This window comes from Acinetobacter sp. TR11 (genome assembly GCF_027105035.1).
In the GTDB taxonomy this organism is placed as follows: domain Bacteria; phylum Pseudomonadota; class Gammaproteobacteria; order Pseudomonadales; family Moraxellaceae; genus Acinetobacter.
Window position 1 is genome coordinate 656,217 of sequence record NZ_CP114256.1, and the last position, 24,219, is coordinate 680,435.

Genomic DNA, 24,219 nt, shown 5'->3' on the forward strand with positions numbered 1-24,219 from the left:
GCAAGCATTACGATTGCCTAATTTTATAATCACGTTTATATCTATGTATATTATGTCTTGTTGTTTTAGATACGAGACTGAATCATGGAAATGATGATGAGAAAAATAATAATTTTAGCTGCATTGTTTTTAGTCTTGTTATTGAGTGTATGTTTATTTAGTCCAAAGCCAACTTTATGGTTGTTGCAACATAGTTTATTTGGCATTTCTCAAGACGATCGTCCTAAGCAATATCTCGATAAAAATGTACAAGTCTTTAAAGATTTACGCTATCCATCACGATATCAGAAGAATCAGTTTGATTTTTATGCGCCAAATCATCCTTTACAGTATAAACCTTTGATTATTTGGGTTCATGGTGGTGGTTTTATTGGTGGGGATAAGTTTGAAGTTAAGGAATATGCAACTCGTTTAGCATACAAGGGTTATTATGTGATGGTACTGAATTATGATTTAGTTCCTTCTGCTAAATATCCAGAGCCTGTGATTCAAGTCTCGGAGGCAATCAGATATATCAATACAAGCTTTGCAAATACACATCATTTGAATAGCTCTAATCTATTTATTGCAGGTGATTCGGCTGGCGCTCAGATTGCATTACAGTTTTTACTTGTACAGCACAATCCTCAATATGCTGCATTACTCAAAATACCTGCTATTTTAGAACCACAACAGATTCGTGGATCACTGTTGTATTGTGGACCTTATGATTTAAAAGATATGGTGCAGCAAGCAAATTCATCAATTACACAATTTGTATTCAAGCGTGTAGGGTGGGCTTATTTACAGGATAAAAATTGGTTGGTTAATCCAGATGATATGGGGCTAACGGCTTCTGATTATTTGACTGTAAACTTACCCGCAATCTATTTGACCGATGGAAATACAGCATCTTTTGAACAACAAGCTCGGCAACTTGCTATAGAACTTAAAAAGCGTTCAGTTCCGACGACGACCAGATTTTTTGATCAGGCAACTTATCCGACAGGTCATGAATATCAATTTTTACTAAAAACTCTACCTGCTCAGCTCACCTTCAAAGATACATTGCATTTCTTAGAGGAAAATCGAACTAGGTAAGTTGTTTTGATTTATAGAAGTACTCATAAGTATTTCTAAGACTTTTTATTCAGTTTATGTTCTTTAAGAATTGAATTTTTCCTATTTTGGGAATGTGGAAGAATCTTTAAATGATGGTTAGATTTAAATATAAAATAGATAAGAGTTTTTAGATAGTGAAATTAATGTTTTAATTTTACTTTTAAATAGAGGTTTTTTAGTGTGTTTAATTTTTTTATTATATAGTTTAAACCAATTTTATTGTTTTGTTTGTGGTTTGTTATTCATAAATCTAGTAATGTTTGGCTTTATTAGGTAGAGGAGAATCGGTTCTCTTCTTTTGTATTTTTAGTTTCTAATATTGAAATGATGACGTAAATGAATAAATTTGATTTGATATTAAAAAGCAGCATTGCTTTGGTTATCTGTTTGGTATTACAAGCATGTGCGACAACGCCACAATCAAGAGCAGTGAATGGACATGCAAAAAATGTATTTCAACCAAACAAACAGGAAGAAAAATTATACCCTATTGTTTTAAGCATTGGCTTTAATACTGGAATGAATTTTCCAACATTGTTAGTGGAAAGTCTTTCAGAACAAACAATGATTCAGAAAAAAAATAAGGTATATGAAATTAACGTGATAAATGCTGACGTTTCGCGCTCTACCTTGATTTATAGCGGAAAACTACCTGCTGGAGAATATCGTATTGTGGAATTAGATAAGTCTATTGCAGGTACTTTAAATTTTATTAATTTAATAGGTGAAAATAAAGTTGATCGAATCGGTACTTTTAAAGTAACAGAAGATACAACAACTGATCTTGGACGTATGTTATTGACGCATGCAAATGATGCTTATGTTTTTTCAAGGTCTGAAAACCATCCATCCAATAAAAATTTAATAAATAAATTTGGAGATAAGTATCTTCAGGCAATTTATAAAGATAAAGTTCTAATGGGTTGGACTCAACCAATTACAGAGATAGAAAAGAAATTTGGTAATGAAAATAAATTATTACCATTTGGGATGCAATGTTTTAAGGAAACACCAGACAATAGAGTGGTTGCAGCAAGTAAAATTGGTTCTGTTTTTTCTTTTTCCTTAGTTGATGACATTAAAGATAGAAAAGAAAAAGCTAAAATACTTCATAGTGAAGATGGTTTGGCTTTTGATTGTATAACAGTCAAAGAGGGTGCTGATTTTGATTTTTTAGCCTATGGTGAAATGAATGGGCTGTATAAACATCAAAAAGGTAGTGATGCACTGAGTCCTATTGATACGGGTAATTTGCCGATAGGAATTATCCTTTCTGTTTTTGGAAATGATAAAGCGGGATGGTTTATAGAGCATTTTGTACAAAGTTCTACAGGTCTTTATATTTCAATATATCAAAGTGATCAGTTAGAAAAAGGATACTGGAAAGAGGTTGTTAAAAAACAAATTATTGAAATGCCAAATTTTAAAATGTTTTGGACATGGGAAGATAAAACAGGGTTTGGTTATGCACATATGAATGGTGACCTCCATTATTATAACTATAAGACAAAAGAATGGCAGCATAGTAAAACACCAGATAAGAAAATTATTAGACAGTTCACGTCTAATCCTGATCAGACGCTTAGCGTATTACTTGGTTTAGGGGATCATCCCTTTATTACAAAAGATCATGGTTTAACATGGCAAAAATTAGAAATACCATTTTCTATTAATTACGCAGCCCCGAAATTCTCTACGCAAGGAGATATATATGCTATTGATGGAGGTTTTTTGCGCTCTACAAAGTTAGCTGTGAGTCAAGATAATGGAAAAACTTGGGAAAATTATACGAATGTGCTGGCGCCTGCTTTTATAACTGTATTGGATTCTGGGAGGCTTTTGAGTGCTTATGCTTGGAATGATTATGCCGTTGTCAAATTTTCTGAAGATAAAGGTAAGACATGGAAGGGAATTTATAGTACTTATAATAAGAAATTAAAAGAACTTGAAGAGCAGCAGAAAGCTTTAAACAAAAAGTAAGCTAATGATTTAATTTAAATTAGTAATAAAAAAACCGCCATAAAAGGCGGTTTTTTTATTACTTAGCTAATAAGTCTGTTTACCAGCTTAACGCTCCGCCCGTTTGGTAATCCGTAACGCGCGTTTCAAAAAAGTTCTTCTCTTTACGCAAGTCCATCATCTCAGACATCCACGCAAAAGGATTGGTTACACCTGCAAACTGTTCAGGTAAACCAAGTTGAGATAAACGACGGTTACAGATGAACTTCAAATACTCTTCCATCATTGCCGCATTCATACCCAATACACCACGTGGCATTGTGTCACGTGCATATTCGATTTCAAGCATTGTGCCTTCAAGAATCATCTGAATCACTTCTTGTTGGAACTCAGCCGTCCATAAGTGTGGGTTTTCAATCTTGATTTGGTTGATCATGTCGATACCAAAGTTCAAGTGCATTGATTCATCACGCAAGATGTATTGGAATTGCTCAGCAACACCGTTCATCTTATTACGGCGACCCATACTCAAGATTTGAGTAAAACCACAGTAGAAGAAAATACCTTCAAGAACACAATAGAATGCAATCAAGTTACGCAGTAAACGTTGATCGTTTTCAGGTGTACCTGTATGGAAATTAGGATCGGTTAACGATTGAGTGTACTTCAAACCCCATGATGCTTTACGTGCAACACTTGGAATCTCACGGTACATGTTGAAGACTTCGCCTTCATCCATACCTAAAGATTCAATACAGTACTGATACGCATGTGTATGAATCGCTTCTTCAAATGCTTGACGCAAAATATATTGGCGGCATTCAGGGTTTGTAATATGGCGGTAGATTGCTAATACCAAGTTGTTTGCAACCAACGAATCTGCAGTTGAGAAGAAACCTAAAGAACGCATTACAATTGTACGCTCATCTTCTGTTAAGCCATTTTCAGACTTCCAAAGCGCGATGTCATGGTTCATGTTGACTTCTTGCGGCATCCAGTGGTTTGCACACCCGTCAAGATACTTTTGCCAAGCCCACTCGTATTTAAATGGAACAAGCTGGTTTAAGTCTGCACGACAGTTGATCATAGCTTTATCATCAACTTGTACGCGCTGTGCACCCATTTCAAGCTCTTCTAAGCCTGGTGCAACATCAAGGTTTTCTAAGGCTTGAGATGCTCGAGCCAACGAATCGGTTGGATTTGTTGATCTGATGGTACTGGTTCCAGTGGGTTGTGCAACTGCCACGCGCGGCGATGGTTGCTCTGAATCAGATACCACTTGCGTATTAACCGTTTTTTGCGAGTCGAGGGGCGCAGACTTGTGTTCAGGTGTAGTCGGTTTTTGCGAATCATCTTCAAAATCGTCCCAACTTAAGATGGACATGGGATTCTCCTAGTTGTAAGGAATGAACCCCCTGAAACAGTAGAATGATTATAATCTTTCTACTGTTTCAAAATCATTTATTACTGCTAATAAATGATAAGGGGTCTTTTACTCCTTCAAAATATTTAACAAATTTTGGTCGATTGGAAATACCGCAAGACGATCTTTTTGGTCGACGCAATGCCTAAAATCTTTCATGATTTCATCTGGCGATTTAGGAGTTTTTAATAACCAAATCGACTTCTGTAATCTTTCATGCTCATATTGTTCAAGAGTTTGATAAATCTTAGAATAACTAGAGCGAGGTTTGTTATATAGGTCGTAGCTTAAACACATGAAATTCATGCAAATTTTCCTTCAAATTGAGATTGTGAGTGCAAATTTTTGGTTGCATTTTTAATGCTCCTAAAAACAAAGCGTTAGTTAATTGAGGAGAATTAACAGTTGACTCAAGACTCAAAGTGAACGAATATTCGCTTACTTTCTTTGCGGAAAGTCTTCAGGCAACCGTATTCTTGGTTTTCTGAGTTTAATGGAGGGGATACGCCAATATCCCCAACATTTTCTCAAATTTTTCTAAATATCAAATTATTACTTCGCTTTTAGCTTTCATAATCATCAATTTAGATTTGATCTTGTATTTCTACATAATCAAAAGAAGTAATTCATCTGCTAAAAGCTATAGAATAAAACTACTTATTTTGATTACGCTGCTGTTTCCGAATGGCTAAAAATGCATAGACCATTGGTACATAAAAGAAAATAAAGGCAAAGATTAAAACACCTAGTCCTAACATGTAGTTATGGCTAATATTCAACATAATCTTTGCCTCTTTCCTTTAAATCTTAAATAAACCCTACTTTATTTAAGAAGGGTTTCTCCAAGATCTAATTACTGACAAGCTTCACAATCTGGATTGTCGATTGAACAAGCCATTGGTACAGGAGCTGCTGTTGTGAAACCATCTTCTTCAACTTGAGCTTCAGGTTTTTTCTCTTCAACTGCTTGAGCCGCAACGATAGGTGCTTCAATTGTCGCTGGTTTTACTGCATTCAGTGCACCCGTGTTAATTGTTGATTTCTCAGCAGATGTTGCACCTAAAGCTCGGAGGTAATACGTGGTTTTAAGACCGCGTAACCATGCCATCTTATACGTGATGTCAAGTTTCTTACCATTCGCGCCAGCGATGTAAAGGTTCAATGACTGTGCTTGATCGATCCACTTTTGACGACGAGATGCAGCATCTACGATCCAACGTGTATCCACTTCAAACGCAGTTGCGAAGATTGCTTTTAATTCTTCAGGAATACGCGCAATCTTTTGTACTGAGCCTTCGAAGTGTTTCAGGTCATTCACCATCACAGTATCCCACAGACCACGTTCTTTTAATGCACGAACAAGGTAAGGGTTGATCACAGTAAATTCACCAGAAAGGTTAGATTTCACATATAAGTTTTGGAATGTTGGCTCAATGGACTGAGACACGCCACAAATATTTGAAATGGTTGCAGTTGGTGCAATTGCCATCACATTCGAGTTACGCATACCGTCTTTTTGAACTTTAGTACGTAAGCTATCCCAATCTAAACGTTGAGTACGATCAACTTCAAACATACGCTCTGGACGAGATTTCGCAACGATTTCTAAAGAATCGATTGGTAGGATACCTTGATCCCACAATGAACCTTTGAATGTTGAATAAGCACCACGTTCGATTGCTAAGTTACTCGATGTTTCGATTGCATAATAGCTGATCACTTCCATTGATTCATCAGCAAAATCGACTGCTGCATCTGAACCATAAGCGATGCCCATTTCATAAAGTGCATCTTGGAAGCCCATGATACCCATACCCACAGGGCGGTGCTTCATGTTCGAGTTTTTCGCTTGTGGTACAGCGTAGTAGTTAATGTCGATGACGTTATCGAGCATACGTACTGCAGTTTTAATAGTGCGTGCTAATTTTTCACGGTCTAACACACCACCTTGAACGTGTTGCACAAGGTTGATTGAACCCAAGTTACACACCGCAATTTCATCTTGGTTAGTATTGAGGGTAATTTCAGTACATAAGTTAGATGAGTGCACTACGCCAACGTGTTGTTGTGGTGAACGTAAGTTACATACGTCTTTGAATGTGATCCACGGATGACCTGTTTCGAATAACATCGAAAGCATTTTGCGCCATAAGTCTTTGGCACGGACTTTCTTGTGCAGCATGTTTTCTTGTTTTGCTACAGCTTCGTAGTGTGCATAACGCTCAGCAAATTCAGCACCCGTTAAATCATGCAAGTCTGGTGTTTCAGAAGGTGTGAATAGTGTCCATTCAGCATCTTCAAATACACGTTGCATAAATAAATCAGGAACCCAGTTTGCTGTGTTCATGTCATGTGTACGGCGACGATCATCACCTGTGTTTTTACGTAGCTCTAGGAATTCTTCAACATCCAAGTGCCAAGTTTCGAGGTATGCACAAACTGCACCTTTACGCTTACCACCTTGGTTTACCGCAACAGCGGTATCGTTTGCAACTTTCAGGAATGGAACAACACCTTGTGATTTACCGTTTGTGCCTTTGATATACGAGTTCAAAGCACGCACAGGTGTCCAGTCATTACCTAAACCACCCGCCCATTTTGAGAGCATCGCGTTGTCACGCATTGCACCATAAATGTCATATAGGTCATCACCAATTGTTGTTAAATAACAGCTTGATAGTTGTGGGCGTAATGTACCTGAGTTAAACAGGGTTGGCGTAGATGCCATGTAATCGAAGCTGGATAATAAGTTATAGAACTCGATTGCACGCTCTTCTTTATTTTCTTCATTGAGTGCGAGACCCATTGAAACACGCATAAAGAATAATTGTGGTAATTCAAAACGTACGCCATTTGAATGAATGAAGTAACGATCGAATAACGTTTGTAGGCCTAGATAGGTAAATTGATTTGAGCGTTCAGGTTGAATCGCTGCTGATAATTTAGCAAGGTCAAAATTAAGAAGATCAGCAGAAAGAAGATCAAGCTCGATCCCTTTCTTCAAGAAAGGTTCTAAAGCATCATTCTCAGATGTATCTGTAGATAGACCTAAGAACTCTAAACCTGTGCTCACTAACTCATTACGTAATAATCGTGCAGTCACATACGTATAGTTTGGCTCTTGCTCGATACGAGTACGTGTCGCCATCATCATGGTTGTTGCGATGTCGCTTTCTTTTACACCGTTGTATAAGTTTTTAACGGTTTCATCAACGATCGCTTGAACATCAATCCCTTCCAAACCGTCACTTGCTGTTTCGATTGTCGCTGTAAGTGCACCGAGGTCTAATGGTTGGAGCTGTCCATGAGCATCAGTGATTTGAAGGGTAGGATGATGGTTCGCACCTGCTTGCTGACGAGCAGTGGCACGTTGTTCACGATAAATCACATAAGCACGTGCAACTTTTTGCTCGCCTGTACGCATCAGTGCTAATTCAACTTGGTCTTGAATTTCTTCGATATGAATCGTACCGCCAGAAGGTAAACGACGATTAAACGTATTGAGTACCATCTCTGTTAATTGAGTGATACGGTCATGGATGCGACTAGAGTCAGCACCTTGTTGACCTTCAACAGCTAAAAAGGCTTTCCCGATCGCAACAGAAATCTTCTCGGCATTAAAAGACGCGATTTCACCAGTGCGCTTAATTACCTGAATTTGACCAGGAGTAGAAGTGATGATGCTCATGTCAGCATAGCTCCATTATCATCTATTTTTATGTTCATAGACCGTTTGAATCGAGCAAAATGTATGCCACGATGTTTGAGGGATAAACACAATACTTAGTGGTTAAAGTTTATTTTCAACACAAGATACGGGATTTTTTACAGCAGATCAATCCTTGACATTTTGGTAATTTTTTTTTCATGTCTTAACTGCTGAATTCACAGGCACATAGCATAACAAAGCCATTAAAAAAGGCTTATAGATAACTCTGTGGATAAGTCAAAAAACAAACACTTAAATTATTTTGGGTGAAGAAAGAAACAGATTGTTTAACATTGGCACAAAATCTATACTAAAAATTCATTCTGTCGGAAAAAGCAGATGGAATTAAAAAATATATTAAAATTCATAATTTTAATAAAAATATAACAAAAGTGCTTAACCGTGTATCAGTTTGGTGAACGCCTACTTGTTTACAATGTAAACGTGTGTATATTGCAAAACATAAACCAATGTATCTGTCAGATTTTTATAGATAGATTCACTCTAATTGTAGGGGTATACAAATGAGCCAAGAAGAAAAGTTACCAAAAATTTTGATCGTTGAAGATGACGAACGTTTAGCTCGCTTAACACAAGAGTATTTGATTCGTAACGGTCTAGAAGTTGGGGTCGAAACAGATGGTAATCGTGCGATTCGCCGTATTATCAGTGAGCAACCAGATTTAGTTGTCTTGGATGTGATGTTACCAGGTGCAGATGGTTTAACCGTTTGTCGAGAAGTTCGTCCACATTACCATCAACCGATCTTGATGTTAACCGCACGTACAGAAGATATGGATCAGGTACTTGGTTTAGAAATGGGTGCAGATGACTATGTTGCTAAACCCGTTCAACCACGTGTTTTATTAGCTCGTATTCGTGCTTTATTACGTCGTACTGATAAAACAGTTGAAGACGAAGTTGCTCAACGTATCGAGTTCGATGATCTCGTGATTGATAACGGTGGCCGTTCAGTGACTTTAAACGGTGAGCTGGTTGATTTTACGAGCGCTGAATATGACTTATTGTGGTTGCTAGCTTCAAACGCAGGACGCATCTTATCTCGTGAAGATATTTTTGAGCGTCTCCGTGGTATTGAATACGATGGTCAAGACCGTTCGATCGATGTGCGTATTTCACGTATTCGTCCAAAAATTGGTGATGATCCAGAAAATCCAAAACGTATCAAAACTGTGCGTAGCAAAGGTTATTTATTCGTTAAAGAAACTAACGGGATATAATTTGCATCTTGCTTTAAATTAGCTTGGATTTATTTCCCTTATGGTAAGTCGAGTACTAAAAAACAGCATTTTCTTGCGAATTTATGCTGGATTAGTGGTTTTAGTTGTTGTTGTTGCCGCATTTTGTTATTTGCTGGTACAGGTCATCAACTATCAACGCGCGCAAGAATATCGTGAATATCTGACGGATGGTATTTCATATGTCATCAGTGAGGGGGTATCTCGACAGCCTCAAAAACAACAAAAGCTAGATTGGATTTCTGATGCTTCCGATTTATTAGAACTTCCAATCTACTATGTTGATGCAGCACGTGTAGAGCTTTCTCGTACTGAGAAAAAGCGGATTGCTGAGCAGAAATCAGTGGTTCGTTATGATGCCAATAATGGTGTGGGTTATATCATTATTGGTCTGAAAGATGATGCGAAACATTATCTTTATATCAAAGTGGATAAGCTCGGCGAGCGCCAAATGAAGGCATTGCCAATTTTTGTACTGGATTATTTGATTTTTTATCCGGGGCAAGAGCGTGAATATTTAGAAAGAATTAAAAAACATTTTTACTATCCGATTACGATTGCCAATATTAAAGATATTAATCTAGATTCAGAGCAAATCGGTCGTTTACGTCAAGACCAAAGTATTCTGTTATATAAGGATAGTGCAACTGTACGTGGTACAACGATTTCAATTGTTTCTCCAATGCCAAACCATCCTGCACAAGTTCTTATCTTAGGTCCAGTTCCAATGTTTAATTGGATGCCTTTTCAGCTTTCAGCAGGTATTACCTTATTTAGCTTATTCTTATTAAGTCTAGGTGTTTACGGTTTAATTCTACTGCTTGAGCGGAAAATTCGTCAGGTTCGTCATGCCCTGAATAAAATGAAATCGGGTGACCTGTCATTACGTGTTCCGATTGAAGGCACAGATGAAATGGCAAATTTAGCATCAAGTTATAATAATATGTCAGACCATATCCAGCGGTTGATTGAGGCGCAACGGGAATTAATGCGCGCAGTGTCGCATGAACTCAGAACGCCTGTGGCGCGTATCCGCTTTGGTATGGAGATGCTGGCAGAAGAGGATGACTATAGTTACCGTATTCAGCAGGTGGAGATGATTGATAAGGATATTGAGGCACTCAATACCCTGATTGATGAGATCATGACCTATGCCAAACTGGAGCAGGGCACACCATCACTTGATTTTGAAGACCTTGTGCTGGTTGAGGTGCTGGATCAGGTCGCAATGGAGACCGAGGCGCTCAAAACCCAGAAAGAAATTGAACTGATTGCTCCACCTCTGGCATTACGTGTTGATGCTGAACGTCGCTATTTGCATCGTGTGGTACAAAACTTGGTTGGAAATGCCGTTCGTTATTGCGATCATAAAGTTCGAATTAGTGGTGGTGTTCGTGCTGATGGTAAGGCATATGTCTGTGTAGAGGACGATGGGCCGGGCATTCCAGAGCAAGAGCGCGCACGTATTTTTGAAGCCTTTGCTCGTTTGGATGATAGTCGTACACGCGCATCAGGTGGGTATGGTTTGGGTTTATCAATCGTGAGTCGTATCGCGTATTGGTTCGGTGGAGATATTATGGTAGACCAAAGCCCTAACTTAGGTGGCGCACGTTTTACCATGACATGGCCAGCGAAGCGTTATAAACAAAACATAAAAAAATAGTTTTAGTTCATTTAAGCTTGTATGAAGAATATAAGAAAGCCAAAGCATCAAGCTTTGGCTTTAATTTTTCATGAAGCATAAATATTGCTTATTCATGAATAGATGAATCAGGCTCGATTAATGGATGACCAGACCTTAAGCCATTCAGTGCATCTATATTAAAATCCAAAAGTAAGGAATTATTTTTTACGTCTATTTTATAACTTTTAATCAATGGTTGATCGCCACTTAATGTTTCAACTTTATAGCTATCAGCAATGTTTAGAATACTTTCAAGATTGGTTGTTGTTGCAGCAAAGTCTTCTCTAAAGACTTCATAGATATCTCTTAGGTCGAAAATTGCATTATCAGCATCAGGGTGTTTTCGAATATAACTTTCAATGTGCCGCATCAGCAGTTGTGAAAAAAAGAAATAATCTGAGTCATGTGTATATTCTAAATGCATATTTTTCTCCTTGTTTGCTACTTTTAGAATATCGATCTCTCAGCCAAATAGTGTATAAAGTTAATTAAAGCATGTAGCTGAATTGCAAAATATTATGTCGAAATGACAACCTGATTTCGGCCCTATCTTTTTGCGTGGTAAAGCGCATTGTCCGCCTGCTTGAATAAATGCTCAATCGGCTGGTGATTTTCGGGCGTGCAAATGCACAGGCCAATGCTAAGCTGAATGAAAAATGCTGCTATTGATCAATTGAAATAGGAGTTTGGCTCATGTGTCGGCGAATCTGTTCGGCACAGGCATGAACAGCCTCCATGCTGACACTTTTCTTTGGGGGAAATTAGGTCGGGCTATTATATAAATTTTGTTTAAATTTTCAGCACAAATTTGTATCAATGCAATGATTTAGTTCATGCTGCAATATTTTTGAGCATTGATGACAAGTTGCGGATATTTTTGGCGCAAGAATAAAGAAAAAAATGATTAACATTGGTTAGTCGATTTGATAATTCGATTTTTAAGGGTGAATTTGTAGCGATCTAGGTCGTATCAGGAAATTAATCAACAAAATCATCCTAAAGACTAAAGCGCTTCAACTAGCATGAGAAATTAGAAATCAGGTACAATTGGCGGGATTAATTTTGTGTTTGGTGTATTTGAAGGCCAATACATACATTCTTTGTTAAAAATAGGCCTGCCAGGAGTTATCCCCGCATGAGTGCCATTACTCCATACGATTGGGCGATTATCGCCTTCGTGATCGGCGTTACATTTCTTTGCGTTTTTATGCTTACAGTTCCCTTACTCCTCGGGGGTAAAGCATGGGGGCGTGCGAAGCAAGAGCAGTTTGAATCAGGTGTAGTTGGTGCGGGCGGTGCTCGTATCCGCTTGTCAGCCAAATTCTATTTAGTTGCAATTTTCTTCGTTGTCTTTGACTTGGAAGCTCTTTACCTCTACGCATGGTCGACATCAGTTCGTGAAGTAGGTTGGTTTGGATTTACCACGGTCGTTATTTTTGTTGTCGATCTTTTGATCGCTTTGGTTTATGCAATTTCTGTAGGCGCGCTGAATTGGGCACCTGTAGATCGTCGTAAATCTGCTGGTGTGACAACAAAAATTGGTTCACCGAATATGAATATTGCTGACATTACTCGATTCAATAATATTGAAGAGCTTGTTGTCGATCCTACTGGTCATATTCCAGCACAGTCTTCTGGTCGTGTTAAGTCTAAAACACCGACTACATCATCATTTGAACAGGAGTAAGTCGGGATGAAATATACTTTAACCCGTGCGAATCCAGATGCCGATCAGTATCCATTACAAGATCGTCAAATCGTAACTGATCCTCTTGAGGAAGAAGTGAATAAAAGTGTGATGATGACACGTCTTGAAGATGTGTTGCATACCGCAGTGAACTGGGGGCGTAAAAACTCTTTATGGCCTTTTAACTTCGGTACATCATGCTGTTATGTTGAATATGCGACGACTTTAACTGGTGTACATGACTTATCTCGTTTTGGTGCTGAGGTTATTCGTGCTTCACCACGTCAAGCAGATTTAATGATTGTTGCAGGAACCTGCTTTGTCAAAATGGCACCTGTAATTCAACGTTTGTATGAACAAATGCTTGAGCCTAAATGGGTCATCTCTATGGGTGCTTGTGCGAACTCTGGTGGTATGTACGACATCTATTCTGTAGTACAAGGTGTCGATAAAATTATTCCTGTTGATGTGTACATCCCAGGTTGCCCACCTCGTCCAGAAGCATTGATCCAAGCATTGATGTTACTTCAAGACCAAATTCAACTAGAGCGCCGTCCACTTTCAGCGGTGATTGGTGATGATCTTCAGCCTGTGTATAAGCCAAAGATGATGCCAGAACGCGATCGTAAAAATGCGGAACGTATTGCGGTGAAAAATTTACGCTCTATGGATGAAATTAAATAATTTGAACGATGAATTGTGATATGTCTGAAGAGACATGATCATCGGGAAAATTGCCAGAATTTGTATTAAATAGGAAGCCAAGCCAATGGCTGAAACTGACATTGCTATGCCAGAGTCAACGCAAGTTGATTCACGCCCAGCATTTGCAATCGTAGAAGAGCTCAAAACCAAATTTGGTGAGAACTTCTATGTGCAGGCGACTTTTGAAGAGTTTCCAACAGTCTGGGTTGAGCGCGCACGCGTGCAAGAAGTCCTTATGTTCCTCCGTAAAGTGGAACGTCCTTATGTAATGCTGTTTGACTTATCTGCGGTTGATGAGCGTTTACGTGTTCACCGTGATGGTTTACCAGCATCAGATTTTACTGTGTTTTATCACTTGTTATCGCTTGAGCGTAATAGTGATATTCGTATTAAAGTTGCATTAAATGAAAATGATTTAAGCATCCCAACCGCAACCAATATTTGGCCAAATGCCAACTGGTACGAGCGTGAAGCTTACGATATGTTTGGTATTGATTTCGCAGGGCATCCTATGCTCCGTCGTATCTTATTGCCAACCTATTGGGAAGGTCATCCATTACGTAAAGAATATTCTGCACGTGCGACAGAATATACGCCGTATATGCAGAATCAAGCGAAACAGGATTTTGAACAAGAACACCTACGCTTTGTGCCTGAAGACTGGGGTTTAAAACGCGGCAATGCTGATGAAGACTTCATGTTCTTGAACTTAGGTCCTAACCATCCATCTGCGCACGGTGCGTTCCGTGTGGTATTGCAGTTGGACGGTGAAGAAGTGAAAGATTGCGTACCTGATATTGGTTATCACCACCGTGGTGTGGAAAAGATGGCTGAACGTCAAACATGGCATTCATTCATTCCGTATACGGATCGTGTTGACTACTTAGGTGGTTGTGCGCAAAACATGCCATATGTGATGGCGGTTGAACAGCTTGCTGGTATTAAAGTACCTGAGCGTGCGCAAGTGATTCGTGTGATGTTGAACGAATTATTCCGTATCAATAACCACTTATTATTCTGTGGTACAGCGATTCAGGATGCGGGTGGTATGACCCCTGTATTCTATATGTTCGCAGACCGTCAAAAAGTCTATGACATCGTTGAAGCGATCACGGGTTACCGTATGCATCCAGCATGGTTCCGTATCGGTGGTACGGCACATGACCTTCCAAACAACTGGCAAAAACTTGTTAAAGAATTGCTAGAGTGGATGCCAAAACGTTTGAACGAGTACTACACTGCGGCACTTAAAAACTCAGTATTTATTGGTCGTACCCGCAATGTTGCGCAATACGATGCTAAATCTGCGTTGGCTTGGGGTGTGACGGGTACTGGTTTACGTGCGACAGGTATTGATTTTGACGTTCGTAAATATCGTCCATACAGTGGTTATGAAAACTTCGACTTTGATATTCCAGTGGAATATGAAGGCGATGCATATGCACGTGTTTTGGTTCACTTCCGTGAAATTACTGAGTCGTTGAAAATTATTCAACAGTGCTTGGACAACATGCCATCTGGTCCTTATAAAGCGGATCATCCACTGGCTGTTCCACCACCAAAAGATAAGACATTACAAGATATTGAAACCTTGATTACGCACTTCTTGAGTGTATCTTGGGGTCCTGTCATGCCTGCAGGTGAGTCATCATTTATGACTGAAGTGGTGAAAGGTGCGAGTACTTATTACTTGACTTCAGATAAGTCAACGATGAGTTACCGTACTCGTATTCGTACACCGACCTTCACACATTTGCAGCAAATGCCTTCTGTGATTAATGGCAGTTTGGTTTCTGACTTGATCATTTATTTGGCGACCATTGACGTGGTTATGGCTGACGTGGATCGCTAGGGTTAAACGATTATGATGATTTTGACTGATAAAAAACCTCGTGTGAATGTTGAAGGGATTTTGACTGCTGAAGAAATCCATGACATTGAACACCATATTGATCACTATCCATATCCACGTGCGGCATCATTGGATGCATTAAAATGCGTACAACGTCGTAATGGCTGGGTAGATGATGCTCAAATGAATGCAATTGCGCAATTGTTGACAATCAGTGTGGCGGATTTAGAGGGTGTAGCAACATTCTATAACCGTATTTATCGCCAACCTGTAGGTCGTCATGTGATTTTGTTATGTGACTCAATTGCATGCTTCTTGATGGGTGCAGAAACTTTAGCAGAAGCATTTCAGCGAGAGTTAGGCATCCAGTATGGACAAACCACAGCAGATGGTCGTTTCACCTTGCTCCCAATTTGCTGTTTAGGCAACTGTGATAAAGGTCCAACGTTAATGATTGATGAAGATACTCACGGTTTAGTGGATGTGTCATCAGTTAAACAGTTATTGGAGAAGTATGTATGAATACTGAACCAAAACCAATTTATGGCGACGGTAATCCAGAAACTCATCCACTCACTTGGCGTTTGAGTAAGCAAGAACACGTTCGTGCTGCTGATGAATACGAAGCTTTAGAAGGTTATGCAGGCTTCAAAAAAGCGCTCAGCATGCCACCAAAAGATGTACTTGACGTGATTAAAGCTGCGACAGTTAAAGGTCGTGGTGGTGCAGGTTTCCCAGCAGGAATTAAATGGTCGTTGATGGCACCGAATGATGGTGGTCCGCGCTATTTAATTTGTAATGCTGATGAAATGGAACCAGGTACCTTTAAAGACCGTTTGTTGATGGAAAAACTTCCACATCAATTGATCGAAGGGATGTTGATCGCAGGTTATACCCTTGAAGCAACGCATGGTTATATCTTCATTCGTGGTGAATACATCGAAGCAGCTCAATACTTAAATGAAGCATTAGAGCAAGTTCGTGCCAAAGGTTACTTGGGTGAAAACATCCTCGGTACTGGTTGGAACTTTGAGATGTACGTTCACACGGGTGCAGGGCGTTATATTTGTGGTGAAGAAACTGCATTAATTAACTCGCTTGAAGGTCGTCGTGCCAATCCGCGTACTAAGCCGCCATTCCCACAAGTTGCAGGGGCATGGGGTCGTCCAACGATTGTCAACAACGTCGAAACCTACAATAACTTGCCAGCAATCATGTTGCGTGGGCCAGAGTGGTATATCAACCTTTCTGCACATAAGTCTAAAGATCCAGGTACGAAGATTTATGGTGCATCAGGTAAGGTGAAATTCCCAGGACTTTGGGAACTTCCTTTTGGTACAACAGCGCGTGAAGTGATTGAAGAACATGCGGGTGGTATGCGTGATGGTCTCACTTTAAAAGCATGGTTACCAGGTGGTGCTTCGACTGACTTTTTAGCAGCTGAGCACATTGACTTGCCAATGGACGCTGAAAGCATCATGAAAGCAGGTTCACGTTTAGGAACATGTTTGTTGATGGTGGTGGATGAAACCCAATGTATGGTCTCTGCAACGCGTAACTTAGAAGAGTTCTTTGCACGTGAATCATGTGGTTTCTGTACACCGTGCCGTGATGGTTTACCTTGGGCAGTCAAAGCGCTGAAAGCACTCGAAACAGGTACAGGTAAGAAAGAAGATATCGATCATTTACAAGAACTGACGCGTAAATTATGGATCGGTAAAACTTTCTGTGCTCATGCACCGGGTGCGATGGAGCCGCTTATGGGCGCATTAAAATATTTCCGCCATGAGTTTGAAGCAAAGGTTAAAACCCATGCTCCTGCTCTTGACGTAGAACAAGCTTAAGGAATTCGACTATGGCTACAATTCATGTCGATGGAAAATCGTATGAAGTCAATGGCTCTGAAAACTTGCTACAAGCATGTCTCAGCCTTGGTATCGACATCCCGTATTTTTGTTGGCACCCATCCTTAGGTTCTGTTGGTTCTTGTCGTCAATGTGCTGTTACGCAATATAATAATGCGGAAGATACACGTGGGCGCTTAGTCATGTCTTGTATGACACCAGCTGCCGACAATACCTTTATTTCTATTGAAGACAAAGAAGCAACAGATTTTCGTGCATCAATCGTCGAATTCTTAATGACCAACCACCCACATGACTGTCCAGTCTGTGAAGAAGGTGGTCACTGTCATTTACAAGATATGACGGTGATGACGCAACACGATCGTCGTCGCTATCGCTTCACGAAGCGTACCCATCATAACCAAGAGTTGGGTTCGTTTATTGCACATGAAATGAACCGCTGTATCGCGTGCTATCGTTGTGTGCGTTACTACAAAGATTATGCGGGTGGTACAGACTTTGGTGTCTATGCCAATGCATCACGTGTTTATTTCGGTCGTCCAGAATCAGGAACTTTAGAGTCTGAATTTTCTGGTAACTTGACTGAAGTCTGTCCGACTGGTGTATTCACGGATAAGACGCATTCAGCACGTTATAACCGTAAGTGGGACATGCAATATGCACCAAGCGTATGCCAAGGCTGTTCTTCAGGTTGTAACATCTCACCAGGTGAGCGTTATGGCGAAATCCGTCGTGTTGAAAACCGCTTCAATGGCTCAGTAAATCAATACTTCCTGTGTGATAAAGGTCGTTTTGGTACGGGTTATGTCAATCGTGAAGATCGTCCACGTCAACCACAGTTCCGTAATGGTGATGCTGTTACAACAGTGAGTGTGGATCAAGCACTTGATCAAGTAATTGCTCAACTAAAAGGCAAAAAAGTATTAGGTGTTGGTTCGCCACGCGCAAGCTTGGAATCAAACTATGCGCTACGTCAATTGGTTGGACAAGACAATTATTCAACTGGATTGTCTCAAAAAGAGCAAAATCTGGTTGAATTAGCTGCATCAATCATGCAAACACAGGGTATTTACAACCCGAACATGCGTGAAATTGAAAGCTACGATGCGGTATTGATCTTGGGTGAAGACTTAACCCAAACTGCGCCACGTATGGCTTTATCAGTTCGCCAAGCAGCGAAAAATAAAGCCAAAGAAATGGCAGCTAAAACGCGTACACCAGATTGGTTGGCAGAGCCTGTACAACGTATTGGTCAAGATGCTAAATCTCCAATCTATATTCTTGCTGCAACGCAAACACGTTTAGCGGATGTGGCAACGGGTGAAGTAGTTGCATCGCCAAATGATATCGCACGTTTAGGTTTCGCGGTTGCGGCTGCTGTTAAAGGCGAAGCGCTTTCTGGTTTAGCTGATGATGCAAAAGCATTTGCACAAACGATTGCAGACACCTTGAAAGCAGCGAAAAAGCCTTTGATCATTTCTGGTACGAGTTTACAAGATCCTGCGATTATCGAAGCGGCTGCACAGGTTGCACAAAACTTAGGTGAACATGCAGGTTTATCATTGACTGTTCCTGAAGTGAACTCAATGGGCTTGGCATTATTCGGTGGTTTAAGTTTAGAACAAGCTTTTGCACAAGACTATGATGCCGTAGTTGTGGTTGAAAATGACCTCACTCGTCGTTTGCCAGTTGCTCAAGTAAAAGCTGCGCTTGATAAAGCTCAAACTGTGATCGTATTGGATCACAGTGAAACGCCAACCTTGAAACTTGCGGATATCGTGCTTTCTGCGGCAAGTTTTGCTGAAGGTGACGGGACTGTCGTGAGCCAAGAAGGTCGTGCGCAGCGTTTCTATCAAGTCTATGACCCAAGCTACTACAAGCCTGAATATGCGATCAAAGAATCATGGCGTTGGTTACATGCTGTTGAGACAGGTCTTAAAGGTAAAGCAGTCGATTGGACATTGCTTGATGATGTAATTGATGACATCGTGAAAAATGTGCCTGTACTTGAAGCGATTCAAGATGTTGCGCCAGATGCAGGTTATCGTGTTCATGGTTTGAAAATTGCACGAGAGCCACGTCGTTACTCAGGTCGTACTGCAATGCGTGCGCCGTTATCGATTCACGAGCCAAAACAACCAACTGATCCAGATTCAGCATTAACTTTCTCGATGGAAGGTTATGTGGGTAATCAGACAGCATCGTCTTTAGTACCTTTCGCATGGGCTGCGGGTTGGAACTCGCCACAAGCGTGGAACAAGTACCAAGATGAAGTCGGTGGTCACTTAAAAGGTGGTGATTCGGGTGTGCGTTTATTCGATCGCTTAGCAAAACGTCCTGCACGTAGCTATGTTGCACCGACTGCCGTGGTTGTGAATCCTGAAAGCTTCCGTCTTGTGCCAATGCACCATATTTTTGGTTCTGGTGAATTCACGATTAAAACACCAGCAATGGAATCACGTATTCCTGAAGCGATGTTTGCCGTGGGTGAACAAGATGCGACGCGCTTAAATGTTCAAGATGGTCAACGTATTACCGTGAAAGCAGGCGAAACGAGCATCAGCTTACCTGTACAAGTCATCGAATATTTACCAACAGGCTATATTGGTTATCCAATTGGTCTAGCACCAACCGTTTCATTGGCAGAGCCTGTGTCTGTGGCAGTAGGAGTGTAATTCATGAATCAAGAAATTATACGTCAAACGCCACTTTGGGCTGAGAACTGGCCAATCGCTTATTCAGTGATTCAAGCAGTTGTGATCCTGTTGGTAGTGGTTTTGGTTGCTGCGTTAATGTCATTTATTGAGCGTCGTCTCTTGGCATTATGGCAAGACCGTTATGGTCCAAACCGTGTCGGTCCGGGTGGTATGTTCCAGATCGTTGCCGACATGCTCAAGATCATGTTCAAAGAAGACTGGACACCAAAGTTTGCCGACAAGCTGACTTTTCGTTTAGCACCAGCAGTTGCGATGGCAACTGCGGTACTTTCGTTTATGGTCATCCCAGTAAGTCCTACACTGGGCGTTGCGGATATGAGTATCGGTCTATTGTTCTTTATGGCAATGGCGGGTATTGCAGTTTATGCAGTGCTATTTGGTGGTTGGGCGTCTAACAACAAATACTCGTTACTCGGTGGTCTTCGTTCTGCTGCTCAAACTATTTCTTATGAAGTGTTCTTGGGTATCTCATTGATGGGTGTGGTTGCGATTGCAGGCTCATTCAATCTACGTGAAATCGTTGAAGCTCAACGTGATGTTTGGTTTGTTATTCCACAATTCATTGGTTTCATTATCTTTGTTATTGCTGGTGTTGCAGTGACGCATCGTCATCCATTTGACCAACCAGAAGCTGAGCAAGAATTGGCGGAAGGTTATCATGTTGAATATGGTGGGATGAAGTGGGGGATGTTCTTCGTTGCGGAATACGTCAACGTGGTTTTAATCTCTGCACTGATCGTAACGTTATTCTTCGGCGGATGGCTTGCACCATTTAACTTAGAAATTCCATTTGTTCCACCAGTTTTTTGGTTCGTGATTAAAACAGCATTCTTTGTAATGATGTTTGTATTGGCGCGTGGTTCTTTAATGCGTCCACGTTATGACCAAGTGATGAACTTTGGTTGGAAAGTTTGTTTGCCATTGGCGTTGGTCAACTTGTTAGTGACTGGTGCTGTGATTCTGATGAATCAGGCCTAGGACAGCAGGGAGTACAAAATGTATAAAATTCTAGCTGGATTTGGAACGATTGTCCGTTCGTTGTGGATGGTGTTTAGCCATGTAACACGTAAACGTGACACGATTTTATATCCAGAAGTACCAGCTGAACAAATTGTGCCTCCACGCTTTCGTGGTCGCATCATCTTGACGCGTGATCCAGATGGTGAAGAGCGTTGTGTGGCATGTAACCTTTGTGCGGTTGCATGTCCTGTTGGCTGTATTTCATTACAAAAAGCGGAAAAAGAAGATGGACGTTGGTATCCAGAATTTTTCCGTATTAACTTTTCACGCTGCATTTTCTGCGGTATGTGTGAAGAAGCTTGTCCTACAACTGCAATTCAGATGACTCCAGATTTTGAACTTGCTGAATATGTACGCCAAGACTTGGTTTATGAAAAAGAAAACTTATTGATTTCTGGCCCAGGCAAATATCCTGACTATAACTTCTACCGTGTTACTGGTATGGCAGTAAATGGTAAGGAAAAAGGTCAAGCACAAAAAGAAAGTGCACCAGTTGATGTACGGAGCTTATTACCATGATGTGGCCATTTTATTTGATGGCACTTGTGGCCATCGTATCGACAATTCGTGTTGTGACAAATACGAATCCCGTACATGCTCTTTTAAGCTTAATCGTTTCTTTACTTGCTGTTGCTGGTATTTTCATGATCGTGGGTGCGCCTTTTGCTGGTGCACTTGAGATTATTGTTTATGCTGGTGCGATCATGGTCTTGTTCGTCTTTGTGGTCATGATGTTGAACCTTGGACAAGATACGGTTGAACAAGAACGTAAATGGTTGAGTTCTGATGCATGGGCATATCCTGCATTAATGAGTTTCTTATTGGGCTTGGTTTTGGTTTGGATGTTGGGTGGAGAATACACCACGATTTCTGCACCATTAGGTACAGAAATTGTAGGTCCTAAAGCAGTCGGTCAAGCATTATTTACTCACTATCTATTATTGGTAGAAGTTGCCGCGATGTTATTGCTTGCAGCCTTAGTTGCTGCATATCACCTTGGCAAACGTGAACCAAGTGCAGAAGAGGATAAAGAATAATGGGACACATCCCTTTAGAACATGGTTTGATTGTTGCAACCATCCTTTTTGCACTGGGTTTTTACGGTGTAATGGTGCGACGCAACCTATTATTTATGCTAATGAGCCTTGAAGTGATGATGAATGCTGCTGCATTGGCATTTGTTTTGGCAGGTAGTGTTTGGGCTCAACCAGATGGACAAGTGATGTTCATTTTGATCCTAACGCTTGCTGCGGCAGAGGCGTGTATTGGTCTTGCGATCGTCCTTCAGTTTTATCATCGCTTCCATCACTTGGATGTGGATGCTGCTAGTGAGATGCGCGGATGAGTACATTATATTTAACCGTTTTATTTCCGCTCATTGGTTTTATCCTGTTAGCGGCAGGGCGTAACAAACTGTCTGAAAATGTGGCTGCCATTATTGGTGTCGGTTCAGTGGGTTTATCTGCGCTATTTGCTTTAATCGCGGGTCTTGCATTTACCAGCAGTGGCCAATCCGTTTTTGTCCAACACTTATGGACGTGGTTCAGTGTTGGCGGTTTTGAGCCAGGTATTAGCTTGCACCTCGATGGTTTGTCATTATTGATGACAGGTATGATCACAGGTGTTGGTTTCCTGATTCACATCTTTGCATCATGGTATATGCGTGGTGAAGAAGATTACGCACGTTTCTTCTCTTATTTCAACCTGTTTGTTGCCAGCATGTTGTTGTTGGTACTCGGCGATAACTTGGCGTTATTGTTCTTAGGTTGGGAAGGCGTAGGTCTGTGTTCATACCTCTTGATTGGTTTCTACTACTCAAACCCTGCAAATGGTTGGGCAGCAATCAAAGCATTCACCGTAACACGTGTGGGTGACGTTTTCTTACTCATCGCATTGTTCTTGCTCTATCAACAGTTTGGTACGTTAAATACACAGTACATTGTTGAACATGCGGCGACTGTGATGACACAAAGCTCATCATTGTCGATTTGGACAGCATTGATGTTGTTCTTGGGTGCGGCAGGTAAATCAGCGCAAATTCCATTACAAACTTGGTTAGCTGATGCGATGGCTGGTCCTACACCAGTATCTGCATTGATCCACGCTGCAACGATGGTTACAGCGGGTGTGTACTTATGCTGCCGTATGTTCTCTGTGATGGAAATGGCACCAGAAGTAATGCAGTTCATCTCGATTACAGGTGCAGTAACCTTACTTGTAGCTGGTTTTGCTGCATTGGTTCAAACCGATATCAAACGTATCTTGGCTTACTCAACCATGAGTCAGCTCGGTTATATGTTTATGGCTGTGGGTGCTGAGGCGTATCAAGCTGGTTTATTCCACATGCTTGCTCACGCATTCTTCAAAGCGTTATTGTTCCTTTCTTCAGGTGCAGTGATTCTTGCATGTCATCACGAACAAAACATTTTCAAAATGGGTGGATTACGTAAAAAGATTCCATTCGTATTTTGGTGTTTCGTCATCGGTGGTGGCGCATTGGCTGCACTTCCAATCGTAACTGTTGGTTTCTTCTCTAAAGATGCCATCTTAGGTGCAGTATATGCACAGTCTACAATTGCAAATATTCCACTTTACAATACGTTGTATTGGGTGGGTGTAGCGGGTGCTTTCTTAACTTCAATTTATACGTTCCGTCTAATTTGGGTTGTATTCTTTGGCGAAGAAAAAACCCATGCACATGCCATTCATGGCGTGACTTACTGGGCACCGCTTGCAATTCTTGCGACCTTATCAACAGGTATTGGTTATTTCTTACAAGCACCTGTTGCAAAATTATTGACTGCTGCAAGTATTCCAAGCTTTGTTGTTCCTGAAGCTTTAGAAGAAGCGGTTGCACATGCAGAACATTTAGCAAGTGGTGTTGCCCTTGTTGGTTTAGCTGTGGGTATCTTCTTGTTTGCTTTTGCATACGGTGCAGTAAAAGCTTTTGCTCAAACACCTTTGGGTTCAGGTCTAGCGCACATTTGCCGTACAGCATTTGGTTTCGATGCTTTGTATGACATCGTATTTGTAAAACCTTATTTATTGATTGCGAAAATTTTAGGTCGTGATCCAGTTGACGGTTTATGGTTAGTGCTCCCTGCAATTGTGAAGGGTGGTAATAGCTTTACAAGTTCGCGTCAAACAGGTTCATTGCGTGAATACGCATCAAGCATGTCACTCGGTGTAGTGGTGTTATTGATGATCTTGATCGTAGTTCAGGTTGTGGGGAAATAAA

20 protein-coding genes and 1 pseudogene are annotated in these 24,219 nt (G+C 40.7%); 15 read left to right on the top strand and 6 right to left on the bottom strand.

Annotation, left to right across the window (positions count from 1 at the left end; genetic code table 11):
- The first annotated feature begins 96 nt into the window (after positions 1-96).
- Both O1450_RS03175 and O1450_RS03180 read left to right on the top strand, forming a co-directional pair.
- Positions 97-1,080, top strand: coding sequence for an alpha/beta hydrolase (locus tag O1450_RS03175; RefSeq protein WP_269229670.1), 984 nt, complete (start codon positions 97-99; stop codon positions 1,078-1,080).
- 357 nt (positions 1,081-1,437) lie between these two features.
- Positions 1,438-3,081 carry a WD40/YVTN/BNR-like repeat-containing protein gene (locus O1450_RS03180; RefSeq protein ID WP_269229671.1) on the top strand — a complete coding sequence of 548 codons (1,644 nt, stop codon included), beginning with the start codon at positions 1,438-1,440 and terminating at the stop codon, positions 3,079-3,081.
- Between the two features lie 79 nt (positions 3,082-3,160).
- Here the strand turns inward: O1450_RS03180 and O1450_RS03185 are convergent, their stop codons facing one another.
- The 4 genes from O1450_RS03185 to O1450_RS03200 form a co-directional block, all read right to left on the bottom strand.
- Positions 3,161-4,444: a ribonucleotide-diphosphate reductase subunit beta gene (locus O1450_RS03185; RefSeq protein WP_269229672.1), complete on the bottom strand. Its 1,284-nt coding sequence runs from the start codon at positions 4,442-4,444 to the stop codon at positions 3,161-3,163.
- Positions 4,445-4,552: 108 nt separating this feature from the next.
- Complete coding sequence (locus O1450_RS03190) at positions 4,553-4,789, bottom strand: CRISPR-associated protein Cas2 (RefSeq protein ID WP_178882861.1); 237 nt, start codon at positions 4,787-4,789, stop codon at positions 4,553-4,555.
- Positions 4,790-5,136: 347 nt separating this feature from the next.
- On the bottom strand, positions 5,137-5,265 hold the full coding sequence (locus O1450_RS03195; protein ID WP_420001948.1) for a preprotein translocase subunit YajC: 129 nt from the start codon (positions 5,263-5,265) through the stop codon (positions 5,137-5,139).
- Positions 5,266-5,336: 71 nt separating this feature from the next.
- Positions 5,337-8,171 carry a ribonucleoside-diphosphate reductase subunit alpha gene (locus O1450_RS03200; RefSeq protein WP_269229673.1) on the bottom strand — a complete coding sequence of 945 codons (2,835 nt, stop codon included), beginning with the start codon at positions 8,169-8,171 and terminating at the stop codon, positions 5,337-5,339.
- A 545-nt stretch (positions 8,172-8,716) separates the two neighbouring features.
- Between O1450_RS03200 and bfmR the strand changes: the two genes are divergently transcribed.
- A complete protein-coding gene (bfmR, locus tag O1450_RS03205; protein ID WP_004655457.1) occupies positions 8,717-9,433 on the top strand; it encodes a response regulator transcription factor BfmR in 717 nt (238 codons plus the stop codon).
- A gap of 40 nt (positions 9,434-9,473) precedes the next feature.
- Positions 9,474-11,114, top strand: a complete 1,641-nt coding sequence (gene bfmS, locus O1450_RS03210) for a sensor histidine kinase BfmS (protein ID WP_269229674.1) — start codon at positions 9,474-9,476, stop codon at positions 11,112-11,114.
- 88 nt (positions 11,115-11,202) lie between these two features.
- Here the strand turns inward: bfmS and O1450_RS03215 are convergent, their stop codons facing one another.
- Positions 11,203-11,559 (bottom strand): hypothetical protein, encoded by a 357-nt coding sequence (locus tag O1450_RS03215; RefSeq protein ID WP_213072473.1) that lies wholly within the window; start codon positions 11,557-11,559, stop codon positions 11,203-11,205.
- A 122-nt stretch (positions 11,560-11,681) separates the two neighbouring features.
- Positions 11,682-11,857 (bottom strand): annotated as a pseudogene (locus tag O1450_RS03220) (GGDEF domain-containing protein); the annotation flags it as partial.
- A 413-nt stretch (positions 11,858-12,270) separates the two neighbouring features.
- Here O1450_RS03220 and ndhC point away from each other — a divergent pair.
- The 11 genes from ndhC to nuoL all read left to right on the top strand — a co-directional run bounded on the left by ndhC (position 12,271) and on the right by nuoL (position 24,218).
- Positions 12,271-12,822 (top strand): NADH-quinone oxidoreductase subunit A, encoded by a 552-nt coding sequence (ndhC, locus tag O1450_RS03225; RefSeq protein ID WP_004663758.1) that lies wholly within the window; start codon positions 12,271-12,273, stop codon positions 12,820-12,822.
- Positions 12,823-12,828: 6 nt separating this feature from the next.
- Complete coding sequence (locus O1450_RS03230) at positions 12,829-13,506, top strand: NuoB/complex I 20 kDa subunit family protein (RefSeq protein WP_004638049.1); 678 nt, start codon at positions 12,829-12,831, stop codon at positions 13,504-13,506.
- Between the two features lie 85 nt (positions 13,507-13,591).
- Positions 13,592-15,379: an NADH-quinone oxidoreductase subunit C/D gene (gene nuoC, locus O1450_RS03235; RefSeq protein WP_046740048.1), complete on the top strand. Its 1,788-nt coding sequence runs from the start codon at positions 13,592-13,594 to the stop codon at positions 15,377-15,379.
- Between the two features lie 12 nt (positions 15,380-15,391).
- Entirely contained in the window at positions 15,392-15,901 is a 510-nt protein-coding gene (gene nuoE / locus O1450_RS03240) for an NADH-quinone oxidoreductase subunit NuoE (RefSeq protein WP_004675093.1), read from the top strand.
- Entirely contained in the window at positions 15,898-17,223 is a 1,326-nt protein-coding gene (gene nuoF, locus O1450_RS03245) for an NADH-quinone oxidoreductase subunit NuoF (RefSeq protein ID WP_269229675.1), read from the top strand. Before nuoE ends, nuoF begins: the two co-directional genes overlap by 4 nt.
- Positions 17,224-17,234: 11 nt before the next feature.
- Entirely contained in the window at positions 17,235-19,919 is a 2,685-nt protein-coding gene (nuoG, locus tag O1450_RS03250; RefSeq protein WP_269229676.1) for an NADH-quinone oxidoreductase subunit NuoG, read from the top strand.
- A gap of 3 nt (positions 19,920-19,922) precedes the next feature.
- Positions 19,923-20,939, top strand: coding sequence for an NADH-quinone oxidoreductase subunit NuoH (nuoH, locus tag O1450_RS03255; protein WP_004663752.1), 1,017 nt, complete (start codon positions 19,923-19,925; stop codon positions 20,937-20,939).
- Positions 20,940-20,957: 18 nt separating this feature from the next.
- Positions 20,958-21,500 carry an NADH-quinone oxidoreductase subunit NuoI gene (gene nuoI / locus O1450_RS03260; protein WP_269229677.1) on the top strand — a complete coding sequence of 181 codons (543 nt, stop codon included), beginning with the start codon at positions 20,958-20,960 and terminating at the stop codon, positions 21,498-21,500.
- A complete protein-coding gene (gene nuoJ / locus O1450_RS03265; protein WP_269230403.1) occupies positions 21,500-22,018 on the top strand; it encodes an NADH-quinone oxidoreductase subunit J in 519 nt (172 codons plus the stop codon). The genes nuoI and nuoJ overlap by 1 nt, the downstream gene beginning before the upstream one ends.
- A complete protein-coding gene (nuoK, locus tag O1450_RS03270) occupies positions 22,018-22,326 on the top strand; it encodes an NADH-quinone oxidoreductase subunit NuoK (protein WP_004638057.1) in 309 nt (102 codons plus the stop codon). Before nuoJ ends, nuoK begins: the two co-directional genes overlap by 1 nt.
- Positions 22,323-24,218, top strand: a complete 1,896-nt coding sequence (gene nuoL / locus O1450_RS03275; protein WP_269229678.1) for an NADH-quinone oxidoreductase subunit L — start codon at positions 22,323-22,325, stop codon at positions 24,216-24,218. Before nuoK ends, nuoL begins: the two co-directional genes overlap by 4 nt.
- Position 24,219: the final 1 nt, after the last annotated feature.